General features: G+C 37.9%; 14 protein-coding genes. All 14 read left to right on the plus strand.

Annotated elements, in window-relative coordinates; genetic code table 11:
- Nucleotides 1–7: 7 nt before the first annotated feature.
- The 14 genes from FC27_RS00650 to lepA all read left to right on the plus strand — a co-directional run bounded on the left by FC27_RS00650 (nucleotide 8) and on the right by lepA (nucleotide 18820).
- Nucleotides 8–4309, plus strand: coding sequence for a PolC-type DNA polymerase III (locus FC27_RS00650; RefSeq protein WP_010623621.1), 4302 nt, complete (start codon nucleotides 8–10; stop codon nucleotides 4307–4309).
- Between the two features lie 65 nt (nucleotides 4310–4374).
- Nucleotides 4375–4884 (plus strand): ribosome maturation factor RimP, encoded by a 510-nt coding sequence (rimP, locus tag FC27_RS00655; RefSeq protein WP_193364098.1) that lies wholly within the window; start codon nucleotides 4375–4377, stop codon nucleotides 4882–4884.
- A 10-nt stretch (nucleotides 4885–4894) separates the two neighbouring features.
- Nucleotides 4895–6103, plus strand: a complete 1209-nt coding sequence (gene nusA, locus FC27_RS00660; protein WP_010623619.1) for a transcription termination factor NusA — start codon at nucleotides 4895–4897, stop codon at nucleotides 6101–6103.
- A 15-nt stretch (nucleotides 6104–6118) separates the two neighbouring features.
- Nucleotides 6119–6427, plus strand: coding sequence for an RNase P modulator RnpM (gene rnpM, locus FC27_RS00665; protein ID WP_010623618.1), 309 nt, complete (start codon nucleotides 6119–6121; stop codon nucleotides 6425–6427).
- Nucleotides 6424–6723: a L7Ae/L30e/S12e/Gadd45 family ribosomal protein gene (locus FC27_RS00670; RefSeq protein ID WP_010623617.1), complete on the plus strand. Its 300-nt coding sequence runs from the start codon at nucleotides 6424–6426 to the stop codon at nucleotides 6721–6723. The genes rnpM and FC27_RS00670 overlap by 4 nt, the downstream gene beginning before the upstream one ends.
- Before the next feature lie 13 nt (nucleotides 6724–6736).
- Entirely contained in the window at nucleotides 6737–9538 is a 2802-nt protein-coding gene (gene infB, locus FC27_RS00675; protein ID WP_010623616.1) for a translation initiation factor IF-2, read from the plus strand.
- Nucleotides 9539–9549: 11 nt separating this feature from the next.
- Entirely contained in the window at nucleotides 9550–9906 is a 357-nt protein-coding gene (gene rbfA / locus FC27_RS00680; RefSeq protein ID WP_010623615.1) for a 30S ribosome-binding factor RbfA, read from the plus strand.
- A gap of 67 nt (nucleotides 9907–9973) precedes the next feature.
- Nucleotides 9974–10882, plus strand: coding sequence for a tRNA pseudouridine(55) synthase TruB (gene truB, locus FC27_RS00685; RefSeq protein WP_010623614.1), 909 nt, complete (start codon nucleotides 9974–9976; stop codon nucleotides 10880–10882).
- A gap of 12 nt (nucleotides 10883–10894) precedes the next feature.
- Nucleotides 10895–11836 (plus strand): riboflavin biosynthesis protein RibF, encoded by a 942-nt coding sequence (gene ribF / locus FC27_RS00690; RefSeq protein WP_029508100.1) that lies wholly within the window; start codon nucleotides 10895–10897, stop codon nucleotides 11834–11836.
- Between the two features lie 194 nt (nucleotides 11837–12030).
- On the plus strand, nucleotides 12031–13077 hold the full coding sequence (hrcA, locus tag FC27_RS00695) for a heat-inducible transcriptional repressor HrcA (RefSeq protein WP_010623612.1): 1047 nt from the start codon (nucleotides 12031–12033) through the stop codon (nucleotides 13075–13077).
- A 14-nt stretch (nucleotides 13078–13091) separates the two neighbouring features.
- Nucleotides 13092–13712 (plus strand): nucleotide exchange factor GrpE, encoded by a 621-nt coding sequence (gene grpE, locus FC27_RS00700; RefSeq protein ID WP_010623611.1) that lies wholly within the window; start codon nucleotides 13092–13094, stop codon nucleotides 13710–13712.
- Between the two features lie 28 nt (nucleotides 13713–13740).
- Nucleotides 13741–15606: a molecular chaperone DnaK gene (dnaK, locus tag FC27_RS00705; RefSeq protein WP_010623610.1), complete on the plus strand. Its 1866-nt coding sequence runs from the start codon at nucleotides 13741–13743 to the stop codon at nucleotides 15604–15606.
- Nucleotides 15607–15717: 111 nt separating this feature from the next.
- Nucleotides 15718–16854: a molecular chaperone DnaJ gene (gene dnaJ / locus FC27_RS00710; protein WP_010623609.1), complete on the plus strand. Its 1137-nt coding sequence runs from the start codon at nucleotides 15718–15720 to the stop codon at nucleotides 16852–16854.
- 121 nt (nucleotides 16855–16975) lie between these two features.
- Nucleotides 16976–18820: a translation elongation factor 4 gene (gene lepA, locus FC27_RS00715; RefSeq protein ID WP_010623608.1), complete on the plus strand. Its 1845-nt coding sequence runs from the start codon at nucleotides 16976–16978 to the stop codon at nucleotides 18818–18820.
- Nucleotides 18821–19279 lie beyond the last annotated feature (459 nt).

The raw sequence follows: 19279 nt of genomic DNA on the forward strand, positions 1-19279 counted from the left end.
TTAAATTATGTCAGATAATAAAGATCTATTTAAAATTCTGATTAAACAAATTAAATTAGAAAATGTTTTACCAGATAATAGCCTATTTGATAATGCAAAATTGAACAAAGTGGAAGTCCATAAGAAATCACGTCGATGGACTTTCTTTTTTGAGTTCAATAATATTTTGCCATTTAATAATTTTCAGATTTTTAATGAGGCGCTCAACAATGGTTTTAAAGACATTGCTAAAGTGGACTTTGAAATAACTGTCCCCAATGCGCCACTAGATGAGAAGTTGATCCGTGATTATTGGGAATATGTGTTAAGCCATGCACAGCTAAATTCACCAGTCGTCTCACAAATGATGTCACAAAACCCACCACATCTAGAAAATGGACAAATTTTTCTCACCGTTTCAAATGGTTTCATGGCTGATTTTATGAATGGCGAGATCATCAATGGAATCCAGTCTGAATATAGCAATCTGGGCTTTCCTAACTTCACGATTCGCTGCAATGTTGACGAAGAAAAGTCACAGGCTAAGCTTGATCAGCTGAAGGCTTCTAATGCTGAAAAGGAAAAAGTGTTTCAGACGAAAGCTAAGGCGGCCAGTGAACAGCAAGCCAAAAAAGGAACTAAAACTAACATTAAAAAGGTTGGTAAGAAGATTCCTGATGATGTACCGATCACCTCAATGGAAGAAATCACTGAAGAAGATCGTAATAAAGTCGTTGAGGGTTATATTTTCAACAAAGATGTTCGTAAATTAAAATCTGGACGTCAATTATTGCTGCTAAAAGTTACTGACTACACATCTTCATTTAGTATCAAAAAATTCTCGAATGGTGAAGATGACGAGGCCTTTTTTGACAGCTTGGATCAAGGTGCTTGGATCAGAGTACGTGGCGACGTTCGGGAAGATAATTTTTCCCGTGAACTGGTCGTAATGGCTCGTGATATCAATGTCATCAAACATGAGTACCGAAAAGATACTGCTGAAGGTGATAATAAGCGGATCGAACTTCATGCACATACGAACATGAGCCAAATGGACGCTATACCAAGCGCTACAGCACTAATCAAACGTGCTAGTGAATTGGGACAGCCAGCAATGGCTATCACTGACCATCGGGCCTTACAAGCCTTTCCTGATGCCTATGCAGCTGGTCAGAAATATGGTGTCAAAATTGCTTATGGAGTCGAGGTTGATTTAGTAGATGAGGGTAATCCGATTGCCTTTAATTTGCGCGATCAACCTTTGGCTGGCGCTGAATATGTGATTTTCGATACAGAAACAACTGGACTCTCAGCTGTTTATGATTCAATTATTGAAATTGGTGCTACCAAAATGAAAGACGGCGAAGTGGTCGACCGTTTTGACGAATTTATTAATCCGGGACATCCATTATCTGAAGTGACGACTAATTTAACTAGCATCACCGACGATATGGTCAAAGATGCTCCGGACGAGACAGTCATCATATCTAAATTTATGGATTTTATTGGTGATGATATTTTGGTTGGTCACAATGTTACTTTCGATATGGGTTTCATGAATGCTGCCTTAACACGAATGAAACGTTCACGTTTGCAGATGCCGGTGATCGATACTTTGGAAATGTCAAGAACACTTCATTCTGAATATCGTAATCATAAGTTAGATTCGTTAGCTAAACGATATAATATTGTTTTAGAGCACCATCACCGAGCAGATTCCGATGCCGAGACAACTGGCTATTTAATGTATAAATTGTTTGATGAATTAGAAGAAAAATATAATACTAATAATGTTTCACAGTTGAATGATAATATCGGTGGAGAAGAAGCGTATAAGCAAGCTCGTCCAAGTCATGCTATTTTGTTAGCAAAGACTCAGGCTGGTCTAAAGAACATGTTCAAAATCGTTTCTTATTCTATGACGCAATACTTTTATCGAACAGCTCGAGTTCCCAGAAGACTATTGAATAAATATCGAGAGGGCATAATCGTCGGCTCAGCCTGTCAAAATGGTGAAGTTTTTACGACCATGATGCAAAAGGGTTATGACGAAACTCGTGAGATCGCTCAATATTATGACTATCTTGAAGTCATGCCTAAACCGGTTTATCAACATTTATTAGATATTAAAATCATTCAGGATGAGAATAAACTGGAAGAGATTTTGAGTAATATTGTTAAATTGGGACATGAACTCAATAAACCTGTCGTGGCAACTGGTGATGTACATTATTTAGATCCCACTGATAAAGTTTATCGAGATATCGTTATTAAAGCGGTCAAAAGTAATCCTTTAGCACGTCAAGAATTGCCGGACGTTCAGTTTAGGACAACTAATGAAATGTTTGATGAATTCTCATTTATGGATCAGACAACTGAGCAAGAGATCATTGTCGATAATCCTAAGAAAATCATGGATTCGATTGATGATATCTCTCCAGTCAAAGACAAACTCTATACTCCAAAAATGGATGGAGCTGAAGATGAGATCCGAAGTTTAACGATGAATAAGGCTCATGAATTATATGGCGATCCATTACCAGAAATCGTCCAAAAACGAATGGATCGTGAGCTTAAAAGTATCATCGGTAATGGGTTCTCAGTTATTTACTTGATTGCCCAACGTCTAGTTTATAAATCTAATAAAGATGGATACTTGGTTGGTTCCCGTGGTTCAGTTGGATCCAGTTTCGTTGCAACAATGACAGGTATCACTGAAGTTAATCCACTTGCTCCGCACTATCGTTGTCCTAAATGTAAGTATTCAGAATTTTTCACTAAAGGTGAAGTTGGTTCTGGTTTTGATTTGCCGGATAAAAAATGTCCTAAATGTGGGACTGAATTGCTTAAAGATGGACAGGATATTCCTTTCGAAACTTTCTTAGGTTTCAAAGGTGATAAAGTTCCTGATATTGATTTGAATTTCTCTGGTGATTATCAGCCAGTCGCTCATAACTACACTAAGGTATTGTTTGGTGAGGACCACGTGTTCCGTGCTGGTACAATTGGTACCATTGCTGATCGAACAGCCTTTGGTTATGTTAAGAATTATGAAGAGCTGACTGGACAGCAATTTAGAAATGCCGAGGAAGAGCGTTTAGCCATGGGATCGACAGGTGTCAAGAGAACGACTGGTCAACATCCAGCCGGTATCATCGTTGTTCCGGATGACATGGATATTTTTGATTTTACACCGATCCAATATCCAGCTGATGACCAAAATGCTGCTTGGAAGACGACCCACTTTGATTTCCATTCGATCCATGATAATATTTTGAAACTTGATATTTTGGGTCATGATGATCCGACGATGATCCGTACTTTACAAGATCTTTCTGGTATCGATCCATTGACTATCCCTGTTGATGATCCGGAAGTTATGTCGCTATTTTCTGGGACGGAATCATTGGGTGTTACTCCAGAACAGATTTTTTCTAAGACTGGGACTTTAGGTGTGCCAGAGTTTGGTACACGGTTTGTTCGAGGGATGTTAGAAAAAACTCATCCAACGACATTTGCGGAATTGCTCCAAATTTCAGGCCTTTCTCATGGTACTGATGTTTGGTTGGGTAATGCTGAAGAATTGATCGACCAGGGTGTGGTAACTTTGAAAGAGGTTATTGGTTGTCGTGATAATATCATGATGGATTTGATCCATTATGGTATGGATTCACAAACTTCTTTCCAAATCATGGAGCACGTTCGTAAGGGACGTGGTATTCCTGATGAGTGGAAACAAGCTATGAAGGATGCTGACGTTCCTGATTGGTATATTGAGTCTTGCTTGAAGATCAAGTATATGTTCCCTAAGGCCCATGCGACGGCCTATATCTTGATGGCTTTGCGGATTGCTTATTTCAAGGTCCATTATCCACTGTATTATTACAGTGCCTACATGTCTGTTCGTGCTGATGATTATGACTTGGTAGCCATGACATCCGGTAAACAAGCTGTTAAAAACGCTATGCAAGAGATCAACAATAAGGGAATGGATGCTTCAACTAAGGAGAAAAACCTACTGACTGTCTTGGAGCTCGCTAACGAATGTTTGGAACGGGGCTTCAAGATAAACATGGTCGATTTGAAAGAATCCGATGCTTTCGAATTTAAGATCATTGATGATCATACATTATTAGCTCCTTTCAATGCTATTCCAGGCCTAGGTGACAACGTTGCTAAGCAAATCGTTGCTGCTCGTGAAGAACAGCCATTCTTGTCAAAAGAAGATCTCTCTACCAGAGGGAAAGTCTCCAAAACTATTATTGAGTACATGACTGAAAACCATGTTTTGGATGGTATGCCTGATGAGAACCAATTATCGTTGTTTTAGTTGATTTAATCGCAAATATATGGTAAATTAATTATTAGTTAATTACCGTGAACGAGTGAGCAGAAATGCTCACTCTTTTTATTGCCGAATTAGTATGGAGGGTTGATTTGAACACACAAACTGATGAACTTAAAGCTATATTACAGCCTATTTTAGAAAAACATGATTTCTTTCTGGTCGATTTAGAGTTGGTTCATGAACATGGGGATTGGTATTTACGTGTTTATGCTGACAAAAAGGGTGGCATCACAATCGACGATTGTGCTGTGATCAGTGAAGAATATGGCGAAAAACTTGATGAGTTGGATCCTATTGATCCAGCCTATTACTTAGAAGTCTCATCACCAGGAGCTGAACGCCCCTTAAAAAATGATGCTGATTTAAGTAACTACGAAGGTGCATATGTTAACGTTTCTCTCTATCAAAAAATCGATGGGGAAAAGACATACGAAGGTCACCTTGACACAATTACTGATGAGCAAATAACGATGACTTACAAAGTTAAGAATATTAAAAAGCAAGTAGTTATTGAACGGGATAAAATTGCCAAGATTCGACTTGCAATAGAATTCTAAGGAGAATAGCATGACAAAAGAAATGGTTGATGCACTTGATGCATTAGAAACTGAAAAGGGTATTAAAAAAGAGTATGTGATTGAATCTTTAGAAGCAGCTTTAGTTGCTGCTTACAAGCGTAACTATAATCAAGCTCAAAATGTTGAAGTTGACTTTGATGAAAAAAAGGGTAATATTCACATTTACTCTGTCAAAGAGGTTGTCGATGAAGTGGCTGATGATCGTTTAGAGATTTCTTTAGCTGACGCACAAGAGAAAAGCAAAGGTTATGAGATCGGCGATCATATCAAAGATGAAGTCACTCCAAAAGATTTCGGCCGTATCGCTGCTCAGACCGCTAAACAAGTTATCATGCAACGTGTTCGTGAAGCTGAACGTGATATCATTTATAATGAATATAGTCAGTATGAACATGAGATCATTCAAGGTATCGTTGAGCGTGCCGATAATCGTTTTGTCTACATTATATTTGGTAAAATAGAAGCAGTAATGCCTCGTTCAGATCAAATGCCAAATGAAACTTATAACCCACGTGACCGTGTCCGTGTTTACGTAACAAAAGTTGAAAATGCTACTAAGGGTCCACAAGTGTTCGTTTCAAGAACAGATCCAAATTTAGTTAAGCGTTTATTTGAACAAGAAGTTCCAGAAATATATGATGGAACAGTTGAGATTGTTTCAATCGCTCGTGAAGCAGGTGACAGAACTAAAATTGCTGTTAAATCTGACAATCCTGACGTTGATCCAGTTGGTACTTGTGTTGGTCCTAAGGGTTCTAGAGTTCAAGCCGTTGTTGATGAATTGAATGGCGAAAACATTGATGTCGTTCCATTTGTCGATGATCCAGTTGATTACATTGCAAATGCTTTGAACCCTGCGGAAGTAATTGCTGTTCAATTTGACGATAGCGATAAACAACAATGTATCGTGATCGTACCTGATTATCATTTATCATTAGCAATTGGTAAAAAGGGTCAAAATGCCCGTTTGGCTGCTAAGTTGACTGGTTACAAGATCGATATCAAGCCTGAATCTCAAGTTGAATTCGTTGATGCCAATGACCAAGATGTAGATATTGACGACATTGATGAAGCTGCAGAAGCAGCAGAACAAGCAGCTGATACCACTAACACATCTGAGACTGATGAATCAAATGATGATGAAGCCAGTGAAAATCAAACAGCTGATGATTCAGACGAATCAAAATCAGACCAATAAAAGGGGGAGATAACAATGGGAACTCGCAAGATTCCAATGCGTAAAGATATTCTGACTGAAAAAATGTTTCCAAAACGTGAAATGGTCAGAATCGTCAGAGATAAAGAAGGTAACATTTCCATTGACCCTACTGGAAAAAAATCTGGTCGTGGTGCATATGTGGGCCTAGATCCCGATGCAATCAAGGAAGCCAAGTCAAAAAAAGTTTTAGAAAAAGTATTTTCTAAGAAAGTTTCACCGGATTTTTATGATGAATTATTTGATTTTGTCGACCATCAAAAAGCCAGAATGGACTTATTTGGCGATTTAGGTAAGAAACATTGAACAATGAATTTTTAAATTTCCTCGGAATAGCTGTTCGAGCTGGTAAAATAATCACTGGAACGGACATGACTTTACAAGGAATTCGTGACAATACGGTAAAATTAGTTATAATGGCTAGTGACTGTAGTGAGCGAACAAATAAAACAATGCATGACAAAGCAAATTACTATCAAACAGATATAATTGATAACTTTAATAGTGAAGAATTAAAAAAATCAATCGGTAAGGATAGGAAAGTTATGGGTATAACTGATCTAGGAATTGCTAAAAGGTTAAAAGAAATTATGCAAAAATAAGGAGTGTGATAGGATGGCCAAAAAAAGAATCTATACTATTGCAAAAGAAAATAGTGTCGAGAATCAAGCTGTATTGGATGTTGCTGCAAAATTAGGCTTAGACGTAAAGAATCATATGGCATCTGTTGATGAAACAACTGAAAAGAAAATCGTTTCTGCATTGAAGAGTTCAAAGTCTAGCGCTAAAAACGCCCCAGCTAAGAAACCTGCTAAAGCAGAATCAACAGAAAATGCTACACCAAAATCTAATTCAAATTCTGGTGATCATAAAACTAAGATCAAAATAACTGCTGTAAGACGTGACCCTAACAAGGCAAATCACGGACATTTTGATCATAACAATAATCATAATAACAACCATGCTCGCAACAACAATCAACATGGCAATAATGCTGCTCGACCAAATAACCACAACAATAGTCGACCAACAAGTAATAATGCACGTCCAAATAACAACAGCAATAATAACAACAACCGTAACAACAATAACAGTGGTAGTCGTCCAAACAACAATCGCAACTTCCAATCTCGTGATCGTCGTAATAACAATGTTCGGCGTGAACAGACTACTTCACAAGCACCAAGACCAAGACAAAGTGCCGGTAATAAATATCTTGAGAAATACAAGACAAATATTCAGGATGCTAGTCGTGTAACTAACCGTCCTAATAATAATCACCGTCACAGTAACAATAGTAACAATCATGGCCGTCCTAATAACAATTCTGGTCGTCCAAACAACAATCACACAAATAATAATAACAACCGTTCAAATGAGACAAGACGTCCAAATAACGCACGTCCTGCAAACAATAACAATACGGCTGCTAAGACAAATAACAATAATACGAATAATAATCAAAATCGTAAGGTTGAAGCTCCAAAGGCTGAATACAAAAAGCCAAGTAACAATAACAATAATCGTAACTTTGGTCACAAGACTAATCTCGCCAATCCATTCGGTACTCGTAAGAAGAAGAAGGAAAGAAAGAGACAACAACGTCAACGTAATAATGAACCAAAGAAGGTTATGCCAAAGAGAAAGGAACGTCCATTACCAGAAACATTGGTTTATACAGTTGGTATGAACGCTCAAGACCTTGGAAAGACATTGCATCGTGAACCAGCAGAAATTGTTAAAAAGTTATTTATGCTCGGTATCATGATCAACCAAAACCAATCATTGGACAAAGATACAATTGAATTGTTAGCCACTGATTATGGCATTAATGCTGAAGAAAAAGTTGAAGAAGATATTTCTGATATTGATCAATACTTTGAAGCTGAAAGTAAGAGTACGGAAAATCAAACTCCAAGACCTCCAGTTGTTACTATCATGGGACACGTTGACCATGGTAAAACAACCTTGCTAGATCACCTAAGACATACTCATGTCACTGCTGGTGAAGCTGGCGGTATTACTCAACATATTGGTGCTTATCAAGTACGTCTTCAAGATCGTTTGATTACTTTCTTGGATACTCCTGGACATGCCGCCTTTACTAATATGCGTGCACGTGGTGCTGATATTACTGATATCGTCGTGCTTGTTGTAGCTGCTGATGATGGTGTTATGCCACAGACAATCGAAGCTATCAACCATGCTAAAGCTGCCAATGATCCAATTATCGTTGCAGTTAATAAGATTGATAAACCAGGCGCAAATCCACAACATGTTACTGAACAATTGATGGAATACGACTTGATTCCAGAAGATTATGGTGGAAATACTATCTTTGTTGATATTTCAGCTAAGATGGGTACAAACATCGATCAATTATTGGAAATGATTAATTTGGAAGCTGATGTCTTGGAACTTAAGGCCAACCAAGATCAAAAAGCTGTCGGTACAGTCATCGAAGCTAAGCTTGATAAAGGCCGTGGACCAGTTGCTTCATTACTTGTTCAACAAGGTACGCTTCATGTTGGAGATCCAGTTGTTGTTGGTAATACTTATGGTCGTGTCAGAACAATGACTAATGATCATGGTAAAGAAGTTAAAAAAGCTACACCATCACAACCAATTGAAATTACTGGTTTGAATGATGTTCCCGAATCTGCTGATAAATTCGTTGTCTTTGATGATGAAAAAACAGCTCGTGCTGCTGGTGAAAAACGTGCTAGCCAAGCTCTTGAAAAAGAACGTCAAAACACCAATCCAGTGACATTGGACAACTTGTTTGAAACAATGAAAGAAGGAGAACTCAAGACTGTCGACGTTATCATTAAAGCCGATGTTCAAGGTTCTGCCGAAGCTATTGCTGGAAGTTTGAAGAAGATTGAAGGTAAGGGTGTTCGAGTGAACATTATTCATCAAGCCGTTGGTGCAATCACTGAAAGTGATGTCAACTTAGCTTCTGCTTCAAACGCAATTATTATCGGGTTCAACGTTCGTCCTACAGCTCAAGCTCGTACACAAGCTAAGGAAGAAAATGTCGACATTCGTCTTCACAGAGTTATCTACCAAGCAATTGATGAGATTGAATCTGCTATGAAGGGTATGCTCGAACCAGTTTATGAAGAAAAAGTTACAGGTAACTTAACTGTTCGTGAAACTTACAACGTTTCTAAGATCGGTACAATTGCTGGATGTATCGTTAATAGTGGAAATATCACACGTGATAGTGGCGTTAGATTGATTCGTGACGGTATTGTTATCAATGAAAGCAAATTAGGTTCTCTTAAACGTTATAAAGATGACGTTAAGGAAGTTAAGGCTGGATTTGAATGTGGTGTTACTATCGAAAACTACAATGACATCAAGATCGGCGACGAAATCGAAGCCTATGTGATGGAACAAGTTCCTGTCAAATAGGAGATGAAACTATGAAACACCGTATTGGTAGGGTTGAACAAGAGATTCAAAAAGAAGTCAATGATATCTTGCTCAAACGTGTTCGTGATCCACGAGTTCAAGGCGTAACTGTTACAGGTGTTGAAATGACTGGTGACCTCCAACAGGCAACCATTTATTACAGCATTTTGTCAGAAAAAGCTAGTGATGTTGAAAAAACTCAACAAGGACTCGATAAAGCTAAAGGATTGATTCGAGGAGAGTTAGGTTCTCGTTTAACTTTATATAAAGTTCCAGAATTGATTTTTAAACAAGATCAATCCATTCGTTATGGTGAAAAAATTGATCAATTGATTGCTAGATTGCATCAAGACGAACAAAATCGTTAATAGAAATTACTAAATTACATCTAATTGCCTAGACGATTAGGTGTAATTTTTGTATCTGGAGAAAATTATGAATGGTGTAATTCCTTTACAAAAAGAAATAGGTAAAACTAGTTCAGATTATGTATATTTATTAAGAAAAGTATTGAAAACCAAAAAAATTGGTCATACAGGTACACTTGATCCTTTAGTCGATGGTGTATTGCCAATTTGTGTTGGCCAAGCTACTAAGTTAGTCAATACGCTAACCAATTCTCCTAAGGAATATGAGGGGGAAATCACGTTAGGTAAAATGACCACTACTGAAGACCGTGAAGGTGACGTCGTTAAAGAAGTCAAACTGTCAGAACCGATTGCTTTAGATGACATAAATCGTGTTTTCGTAAAAATGACAGGTCCATTGAAGCAGATACCTCCAATGTTTTCGGCTGTAAAAGTCAATGGTCGCAAGCTTTATGAGTATGCTCGAATTGGTCAAACGGTGGAACGTCCTGAACGCGATATTACGATTTACAGTTTTAGTTTACTGGGTGAGCCGAGTTTTGATCTTGAAACTGGTGAACAAAAAATCAAATTCCATGTTCGTTGTTCAAAGGGGACTTATGTGCGGACTTTAGCTGTTCAATTTGGAGCTGAATTAGGTTTACCAGCATATATGTCACAATTGACAAGAACCAAGAGCGCCGGTTACGAATTATCGCAAACTTTCAAATTGTCTGAAATCGAATCAATGGTAAAATCAAATAGGACTGACTTTTTACAAAGTATCGACGATGTCTTATCTGATGTCCCTCGTCATGAATTAACAGACGAGGAATGGACGATTGGCGTATTACATGGTGGATTTTTAGATTTACCACAAGCTGATACTAGTCAAAATTTACGCGTCACTCGTGAAGGCATCACTAAAGCGATTTATAAGTTTGATAAAAATCGTAATACGTGGATACCTGATATGATGTTATTAAAAAATGAGTAAAAGAAGATGGCTATGAAGACACTACACGTTACGCACCCATTAAAATCTGAAGAAATTCCGTCTGACGATACTGTCCTGATCATGGGATTTTTCGATGGTGTTCATTTGGGGCATCAAAAGGTTATTAATACTGGAGTAAAACTCGCTCATGAGCAGGGCTTGAAATCAGTTTTGATAACTTTCGACCGTTCACCAAGAGTGGTCTATCAACATGAAAAAAACTTTAAATATTTATCGACGGAGCAACGTAAGCAGCAATTAGTTGAAAAATTGGGTGTCGATTATTTATATTTTGTTAAATTCACTTCTGACTTTTCACAGTTGAAACCGCAGGAATTTGTTGATGAATATATGATTGGGATGCATGCCAAGTATGTTGTAGCTGGCTTTGATTACACCTATGGCAAACGAGATATTGCTAATATGCAGACTTTGCCTAACTATTCTCGCGATGAGTTTAAGATCATCACTGTACCCGAACAAACCTTTGAAACTGAAAAGATTGGATCTAGTTCCATCAAGAAAATGATCGAGACCAATCAGATCGATGAGGCTAATGAATTGCTCGGATATAATTATCAAAATTCTGGCACCGTAGTTCATGGATTGCAACGAGGGAGAAAGTTGGGTTTTCCAACTGCTAATTTAGCCGTTGGGAAAGGGGAATTGATCCCTTCAATTGGTGTCTATGCAACTAGACTACAAGTTGACGGAAATTGGTATGATTCCATGACTTCCGTTGGGTACAATGTGACCTTTCAGGAAAACACTGGCATTACCGTGGAAACAAATATTTTCGATTTTGATGCTGATATCTACGGCAAAGAGGTCGAGATCCAATGGCTTCATTATTTGCGCGGAGAGGTTAAATTTGATGGTCCAGAGGGATTAGTTGATCAGCTAGAAAAAGATCGCCAAAACTCGCGTCAATATTTAAAGTTAAAAACTAGATAAAAATTCAGGAGACTGGATTTTTTTTATTTCTGAGAATCATTTTCAATCATAAAAAAGTAAATATATTCATATTTATTATTTTTTCTGGAAAAAGGATATTTTTAGGTGGCATTACTTGACACATATGGCTCAGATTGTTATATTTTACATTGTTAGCACTCCAATATGAATAGTGCTAAAAGGAGGACGGTATAATGTTATCGGAACGTCAAGATGCAATCTTGAGAGAAGTCGTGCGCATTTTTACAGATACCGGCCAGCCGGTTGGATCAAAAACATTGATGAATGCTTTGCCATTTCATGTTAGTTCTGCAACTATTCGAAATGAAATGGCCACGTTAGAGGAGATAGGCTATCTCGAGAAGACTCATCTATCCTCTGGACGTGTTCCTTCTATCAATGGATATCGGTATTACTTAGATTATTTAGTCCAACCTAGTATCGTGCCACAAGATATTGCCAAAAAGATTGATGAAGATTTTGGTCAGACTTATCATCAGCTGGATGATATTATTGAACGCTCGGCCAAGATTCTTTCTCATTTAACGAGTTATACAGCTATCACCTTAGGTCCTGAAAGTAATCGTACGTTGCTAACGGGATTTCGGATCGTTCCACTTAATTCTCATCAAATCATGGCGATTATTGTTACTAGTGATAACAATGTTGAGAATAATATTTATACGGTGGATGATGAGATCGACAGCTCGTTGATTGAAAAATTTGTAAATATCGTTAATGATAAATTAGTTGGTCAACCATTACCGAAAGTGATCGAAATGCTTCACAATGAAATGCCAATGATGCTTTCGCATTATATGCATTCAGCTGAAGGCCTGGTTGACATGGTCGATGAATTATTTAGAAAAGCCGATTCGGATAAATATTTCGTCGATGGTCAATTGAATCTATTAAATTATGCTGATGGTAATGATATTGGTGAAGTACAGTCATTGTTCTCGATTATTAATCAGAGTAATGACCTTGAAAAACTACTTGATCCACATTCTTCAGATGATGGCATCAGAGTCCGGCTTGGTAGCGAATTAGGCTCAGATGCTTTGAAGAATTATAGTATCATTACGGCAAATTATGATGTAGGACATCACGGCAAAGGTATTATCGCACTGTTAGGTCCTACAACGATGCATTACTCACAGTTGATAGGATTGCTAGGAGAGTTCAGGACCGAGCTTGCTAAGCGTTTGATCGACTATTACTCACGGTATGATGATTCATGATATAGGAGGCTGTAATGGCAGATAAAGAAAAAGCAAAGCAAAGCAAGACTTCTGCAGAAGCTACGTCTTCAACTGAAGATGTTAAAACAAAGAGTAAAACAGCAGATGAAACTTCGAAGGAAAAAACTTCTCACAAATCTGCTACTAAGGCTGATAAAAATCAACCAGATCCAGTTGAATTGCAAAAGCAATTAACTGATTTGCAGAAAAAAAATGACGAACTCGAAGATAAGTACATTCGCAGTGAAGCCGAGATTCAAAATATGGCTACTCGTCAGAAAAAAGAAGTTGCTGGATTACTTAAGTATGACGGCCAAAAATTAGCTAAAGAGATCCTTCCAGTGTTAGACAATCTGGAAAGGGCCCTGACAGTCGAAGTCAGTGATGACACTGGCAAACAATTGAAAAAAGGTGTTGAGATGGTTCAACAACATATGGTCACAGCTATCAATGATAATGGGGTAACTGAGATCAATAGTGTTGGTGAGAAATTTGATCCTAATTTCAATCAAGCTGTTCAAACTGTTCCTGCAGACAAAGATCATCCTGCAGACACAGTGGTTCAAGTCTTACAAAAAGGCTATCAGTTACATGATCGAGTTTTACGTCCTGCAATGGTCGTTGTTGCAAAATAAATTTTAAAAAATAAAGAGGTATTTGTTTATGTCTAAAGTAATCGGTATTGATTTGGGTACAACAAACTCAGCTGTCGCTGTTCTTGAAGGTGGTTCCCCAAAAATTATCGCTAACCCTGAAGGTGCAAGAACTACTCCTTCAGTTGTAGCTTTTAAAGATGGTGAAATTCAAGTTGGTGAAGTTGCCAAAAGACAAGCTATCACTAATCCTGATACTGTTTCATCAATTAAGAGACATATGGGTGAGTCAGGTTACAAAGTAACAGTTGCTGGCAAGTCATATACTCCACAAGAAATTTCAGCTATGATCTTACAATATATCAAGAAATTCTCTGAAGATTATTTAGGTGAAGATGTAACAGATGCTGTTGTTACTGTACCTGCTTACTTCAACGATTCACAAAGACAAGCTACTAAAGATGCTGGTAAGATTGCTGGTTTAAACGTTAAACGTATCGTTAACGAACCAACAGCTTCAGCACTTGCTTATGGTCTAGATAACGATAAGGGTGATGAAAAGATCCTTGTTTATGACCTTGGTGGTGGTACATTTGATGTTTCTATCCTTGAATTAGGTGATGGTGTTTTCGAAGTACTATCAACAAATGGTGATACAAAACTTGGTGGTGATGATTTTGATCAACACATCATGGATTGGTTAGTTTCACAATTTAAAGCTAAAAACGGTGTTGACTTGTCACAAGACAAGATGGCTAAACAAAGATTGAAGGATGCTGCTGAAAAAGCTAAGAAGGATCTTTCAGGTGTTAGCCAAACAACTATCAGTTTGCCATTCATCTCTTCTGGTGATAATGGTCCATTGCATTTGGAAAAAACATTAACACGTGCTAAATTTGATGAATTGACAGCCGATTTAGTTGAAAGAACTAAAGATCCTGTCGACAATGCTTTGAAGGATGCTAATTTATCAACTGGTGACGTTGATAAAGTTATCTTAAATGGTGGTTCAACACGTATTCCTGCTGTTCAAGAAGCTGTTGAAAAATGGACAGGCAAGACACCCGACCACTCAATCAACCCTGACGAAGCCGTTGCTCTAGGTGCTGCTATTCAAGGTGGTGTTATCTCTGGTGATGTTAAGGATGTTGTTTTACTTGATGTTACTCCATTGTCACTTGGTATCGAAACAATGGGTGGTGTCTTCACTAAGTTGATCGATAGAAATACTACTATCCCAACAAGTAAGTCACAAACGTTCTCAACTGCTGCTGATAACCAAAGTGCTGTTGATATTCATGTTATGCAAGGTGAACGTCCAATGGCTGCAGATAATAAGACTTTAGGTCGTTTCCAATTAACAGATATCCCTGCTGCACCTCGTGGTGTACCACAGATCGAAGTTAAATTCGATATTGATAAGAACGGTATCGTTAATGTTTCTGCTAAAGATTTAGGTACAAACAAGGAACAAAAGATCACTATCAAGAGTTCATCTGGTCTTTCTGATGATGAAATCGATAAGATGATGAAAGAAGCCAAAGAAAACGAGGATGCCGATAATAAGCGTAAGGAAGAAGCCGATGTTAAGAATGATGTTGAACAAGCATTGTTCCAAACAGATAAGACTTTGAAAGACGTTAAAGGTAAAGTTTCCGATGACGAGATCAAGAAGGCAGAAGATGCTCGTGATGCCTTGAAGAAGGCTCAAGATTCTGGTGACCTTGAAGAAATGAAGTCAAAACGTGATGATTTGAATAAGATTATCCAAGACTTATCAGTTAAACTTTATCAACAAGCTCAACAAGCACAAGGTGGAGCTGAAGGTCAAGCTAGTGGAGACGCAAAGGGTTCTGATGAAAAAGGTAAATCAGACGACGGTAAGACCGTTGATGGTGACTTTAAAGAAGTAGACCCAGATAAAGACAAAAAATAATCCAATTGACCACTTTTAATGGTTAAAACTGTTATAATTCAGTAGTTGGACGAATATTCTACAGTTGGGACAAAGTGATTTGTCCCAACTTTTATATAAAGGTGATTTTTAATGGCAGATCGAGATCCATATGATGTTTTAGGTGTTGATAAAGACGCCTCACAAGATGACATAAAGCATGCATTCCGGAAGCTTTCAAAAAAATATCATCCTGATATTAATAAAGCTCCAGATGCTGAGGAAAAATTTAAGCAGATAAACGATGCTTATGAGACCTTGAAAGATCCACAAAAACGGGCTCAATATGATCAATATGGTTCAGCCGGTATGAATGGTGGAGCTTCACAAGGATTTGGTGGCTTCGGCGGCGGTGCTGGAGACGGTTTTGGTGGATTTGAAGATATCTTTAGCCAATTCTTTGGTGGCGGTGCTTCAAGACAAAACCCTAATTCACCACGTCCTGGTTCTGATTTACAGTATCGGATGGATCTGACCTTTGAAGAAGGTGTCTTTGGCAAGAAGACAACTATTTCATACAACCGTGAGGAAAAATGTGCTACTTGTGGCGGTAACGGTGCTAAACCTGGTACTAGTCCGATCACATGTAGTAAATGTCATGGTTCAGGTTATGTTGAAGTGGAACGTCAAACTCCACTTGGTCGCATGCGCACTCGGGTTGTTTGTGACGTCTGCAATGGTTCAGGTAAAGAAATCAAAGACAAGTGTGATACTTGTCATGGTTCTGGTAAGGTCAACGAGAAACATACCCTTAAAGTTACTGTTCCTGCAGGTGTTGAAGATGGCCAACAAATGCGTTTAGATGGTCAAGGTGAAGTCGGTGAAAATGGCGGACCTTATGGCGACTTATACATCGTCTTCAAGGTAGCACCAAGTAGAGAATTCACTCGTGATGGTTCAACTATCTATGCTTCAGTTAATATCAGTTTCCCACAAGCAACTTTAGGTGATGAAATCGATGTTAATACGGTCCATGGACCAGTTAAATTGACTATTCCAAGTGGTACTCAGACTGGTACTTCATTCAGACTACGTGGCAAGGGTGCCCCTGTTTTGAATAGTAAGAGTATTGGAGACGAAAAAGTAACAGTTAATATCGTTATACCACGGAAACTTTCAAGTGAACAAAGAAATGCTTTGAAGAAGTTTGCTGAAGTTGGCGGTGACAAAGTCAAAGAAAAAGATAGTAATTTTTTCAATAAGGTACGTGACGCTTTTAAAGGCGAATAATTAAAAATAATCGCAAATTCACTTGGTGAGTTTGCGATTTTTATTAGGAATTTATTTAATCATAAATGAACGTGCCACAAGCCTTTTTTTGTTATAATGGTTTGGTTAAAGGAGAACATAAATGGACTTAGATAAATTAAAAGAAAGACAAAAGCATATGCGTAACTTTTCAATCGTTGCACATATTGATCATGGTAAATCAACCATTGCTGATCAAATATTGGAGAAGACCAATACAATCGCTAAAAGAGATATGAAAGCTCAGATCCTTGATGATATGCCTCTTGAACGTGAACGTGGGATCACGATCAAGCTAAACGCTGTGGAATTAGAGTATAAGGCAAAAGATGGTGAGACTTATATATTCCATTTGATCGATACACCAGGACACGTTGATTTTTCATACGAGGTCTCACGTTCTTTAGCTGCCTGTGAAGGTGCTCTATTGATCGTTGATGCTGCTCAAGGTGTTGAAGCACAAACACTAGCTAACACTTATTTGGCAATCGACAATGACCTCGAGATTTTGCCAGTTATCAACAAAATTGATTTACCTTCAGCTGAACCGGAAAAAGTGAAAACTGAGATTGAAGAAATGATTGGTATCGATGCTGATAATGCTGTTTTGACTAGTGCCAAAACAGGTGTAGGTATTGATGAATTGATTGAGCGGATCGTAACGGATATCCCTGCACCAACTGGTGATATTGATGCACCGTTAAAAGCATTGATTTTTGATTCAGTTTACGACAGCTATCGTGGCGTTGTTTTGAATGTCAGATTGTTCGAAGGTGTTGTTAAGCCCGGTGATACGATTGAGATCATGAATAATAACAAAAAATTTGAAGTTACAGAAGTTGGTGTGATGTCACCTAAAGCTGTCACCAGAGAATATCTGATGGCCGGAGACGTTGGCTACATCACAGCAAGTATCAAGTCAGTTAAGGACACCCAAGTGGGTGATACAGTCACTTTGGCTGACAATCCAACTGCTGAACCACTTGAAGGTTATCGCCAAAGTACACCTATGGTTTATGCAGGTATGTATCCAGTCGATAATAGTAAATACGAAGATCTGCGTGAAGCTTTAGAAAAACTGCAATTAAATGATGCTGCCCTAGAGTATGAGCCAGAAACGTCTCAGGCTTTGGGATTTGGTTTTCGTTGTGGATTCTTAGGCTTGCTCCACATGGATGTAGTTCAAGAGCGTTTGGAACGTGAATTCAATCTTGAACTGATCATAACTTCGCCCTCCGTTGACTATCATGTTACTAAGACTGATGGTGATGAGATCATCGTTGATAATCCAGCTGAATTGCCTGAATCTTCCGAGATCCAAGAGATCCAGGAACCATATGTACGTGCCGAAATAATGGTGCCTGAGGACTTTGTTGGGCCAGTGATGGAACTCTGTCAAAGAAAACGTGGGGAGTTCGTTACAATGGATTATTTGGACAAATATCGAGTGAATGTGATTTATAAGCTTCCATTGTTGGAAATCATTTTCGACTTCTTTGACGATTTGAAGTCAAACACCAAAGGTTACGCATCACTGGATTATGAGGTAGACGACTATGAACCAAGTGAGTTGGTCAAAATGGATATCCTCCTCAATGGAGAACCCGTCGATGCTTTGAGCTTTATCGTTCATAAGGATTTTGCCTTCCAAAGAGGGCGCGACATTGTATCAAAATTAAAGGAAGTTATTCCTCGTCAAATGTTTGAAATCCCTATCCAGGCAGCTATTGGAAATAAGATTGTTGCACGAGCAACAGTTAAAGCATATCGAAAAGATGTTACTGCCAAGTTGTATGGTGGTGATAGAACTAGACGTGATAAGTTGCTCAATAAGCAAAAAGCCGGCAAGAAACGAATGAAGGAAGTTGGAAAAGTTTCTATTCCTCAAGAGGCCTTTATGTCGGTCTTAAATTTGAATCGTGGTAAAGAAACCAACGATAATAAATAAGCAAAATGACGCTGATCGTATAAAAGGTCGACTTTTTTTGTGCATGATGAAATTAAAGTTGTAAAAGTAAGCATATATGAACGGATCTTATTAAAACTAGTATGAATAATTATGCCCGATATCAGCTTAAATGAAACGCTTACAATTGTTGATGAAAAAGTATTGAAAAGAACTTCGAATCTTCTTACATATTGACACAAAGCTATAAATATTAAGATTTATCTGGACCATATTGTGATTTAAGTATAAGCGTTTATCACCTGATAATTATATTTATCAATTGCCTTAAAATATTCTAATTTTTTTTGCACAAAAATATTTTGAGATTAAAAGTCACAATGTGGTTATACCAATAATATAAGGTAAATTATTATTGAATTATTAAAAAGGCTAATTTTAATGTATATAATTCTATTAATTCTTGGTTATTATTTTATCTATTCTCTGTTTATCATTTTT

The organism is Companilactobacillus versmoldensis DSM 14857 = KCTC 3814, from assembly GCF_001434295.1.
Lineage (GTDB): Bacteria > Bacillota > Bacilli > Lactobacillales > Lactobacillaceae > Companilactobacillus > Companilactobacillus versmoldensis.

Excerpts from the sequence above, each read along its gene's own strand:
- rimP (WP_193364098.1), top strand. The coding sequence starts at position 4,375 with ATGCTCACTCTTTTTATTGCCGAATTAGTATGGAGGGTTGATTTGAAC.
- truB (WP_010623614.1), top strand. The coding sequence starts at position 9,974 with ATGAATGGTGTAATTCCTTTACAAAAAGAAATAGGTAAAACTAGTTCA.
- lepA (WP_010623608.1), top strand. The coding sequence starts at position 16,976 with ATGGACTTAGATAAATTAAAAGAAAGACAAAAGCATATGCGTAACTTT.
- rbfA (WP_010623615.1), top strand. The coding sequence starts at position 9,550 with ATGAAACACCGTATTGGTAGGGTTGAACAAGAGATTCAAAAAGAAGTC.
- dnaK (WP_010623610.1), top strand. The coding sequence starts at position 13,741 with ATGTCTAAAGTAATCGGTATTGATTTGGGTACAACAAACTCAGCTGTC.
- infB (WP_010623616.1), top strand. The coding sequence starts at position 6,737 with ATGGCCAAAAAAAGAATCTATACTATTGCAAAAGAAAATAGTGTCGAG.
- hrcA (WP_010623612.1), top strand. The coding sequence starts at position 12,031 with ATGTTATCGGAACGTCAAGATGCAATCTTGAGAGAAGTCGTGCGCATT.
- rnpM (WP_010623618.1), top strand. The coding sequence starts at position 6,119 with ATGGGAACTCGCAAGATTCCAATGCGTAAAGATATTCTGACTGAAAAA.
- ribF (WP_029508100.1), top strand. The coding sequence starts at position 10,895 with ATGAAGACACTACACGTTACGCACCCATTAAAATCTGAAGAAATTCCG.
- nusA (WP_010623619.1), top strand. The coding sequence starts at position 4,895 with ATGACAAAAGAAATGGTTGATGCACTTGATGCATTAGAAACTGAAAAG.
- dnaJ (WP_010623609.1), top strand. The coding sequence starts at position 15,718 with ATGGCAGATCGAGATCCATATGATGTTTTAGGTGTTGATAAAGACGCC.
- FC27_RS00650 (WP_010623621.1), top strand. The coding sequence starts at position 8 with ATGTCAGATAATAAAGATCTATTTAAAATTCTGATTAAACAAATTAAA.
- grpE (WP_010623611.1), top strand. The coding sequence starts at position 13,092 with ATGGCAGATAAAGAAAAAGCAAAGCAAAGCAAGACTTCTGCAGAAGCT.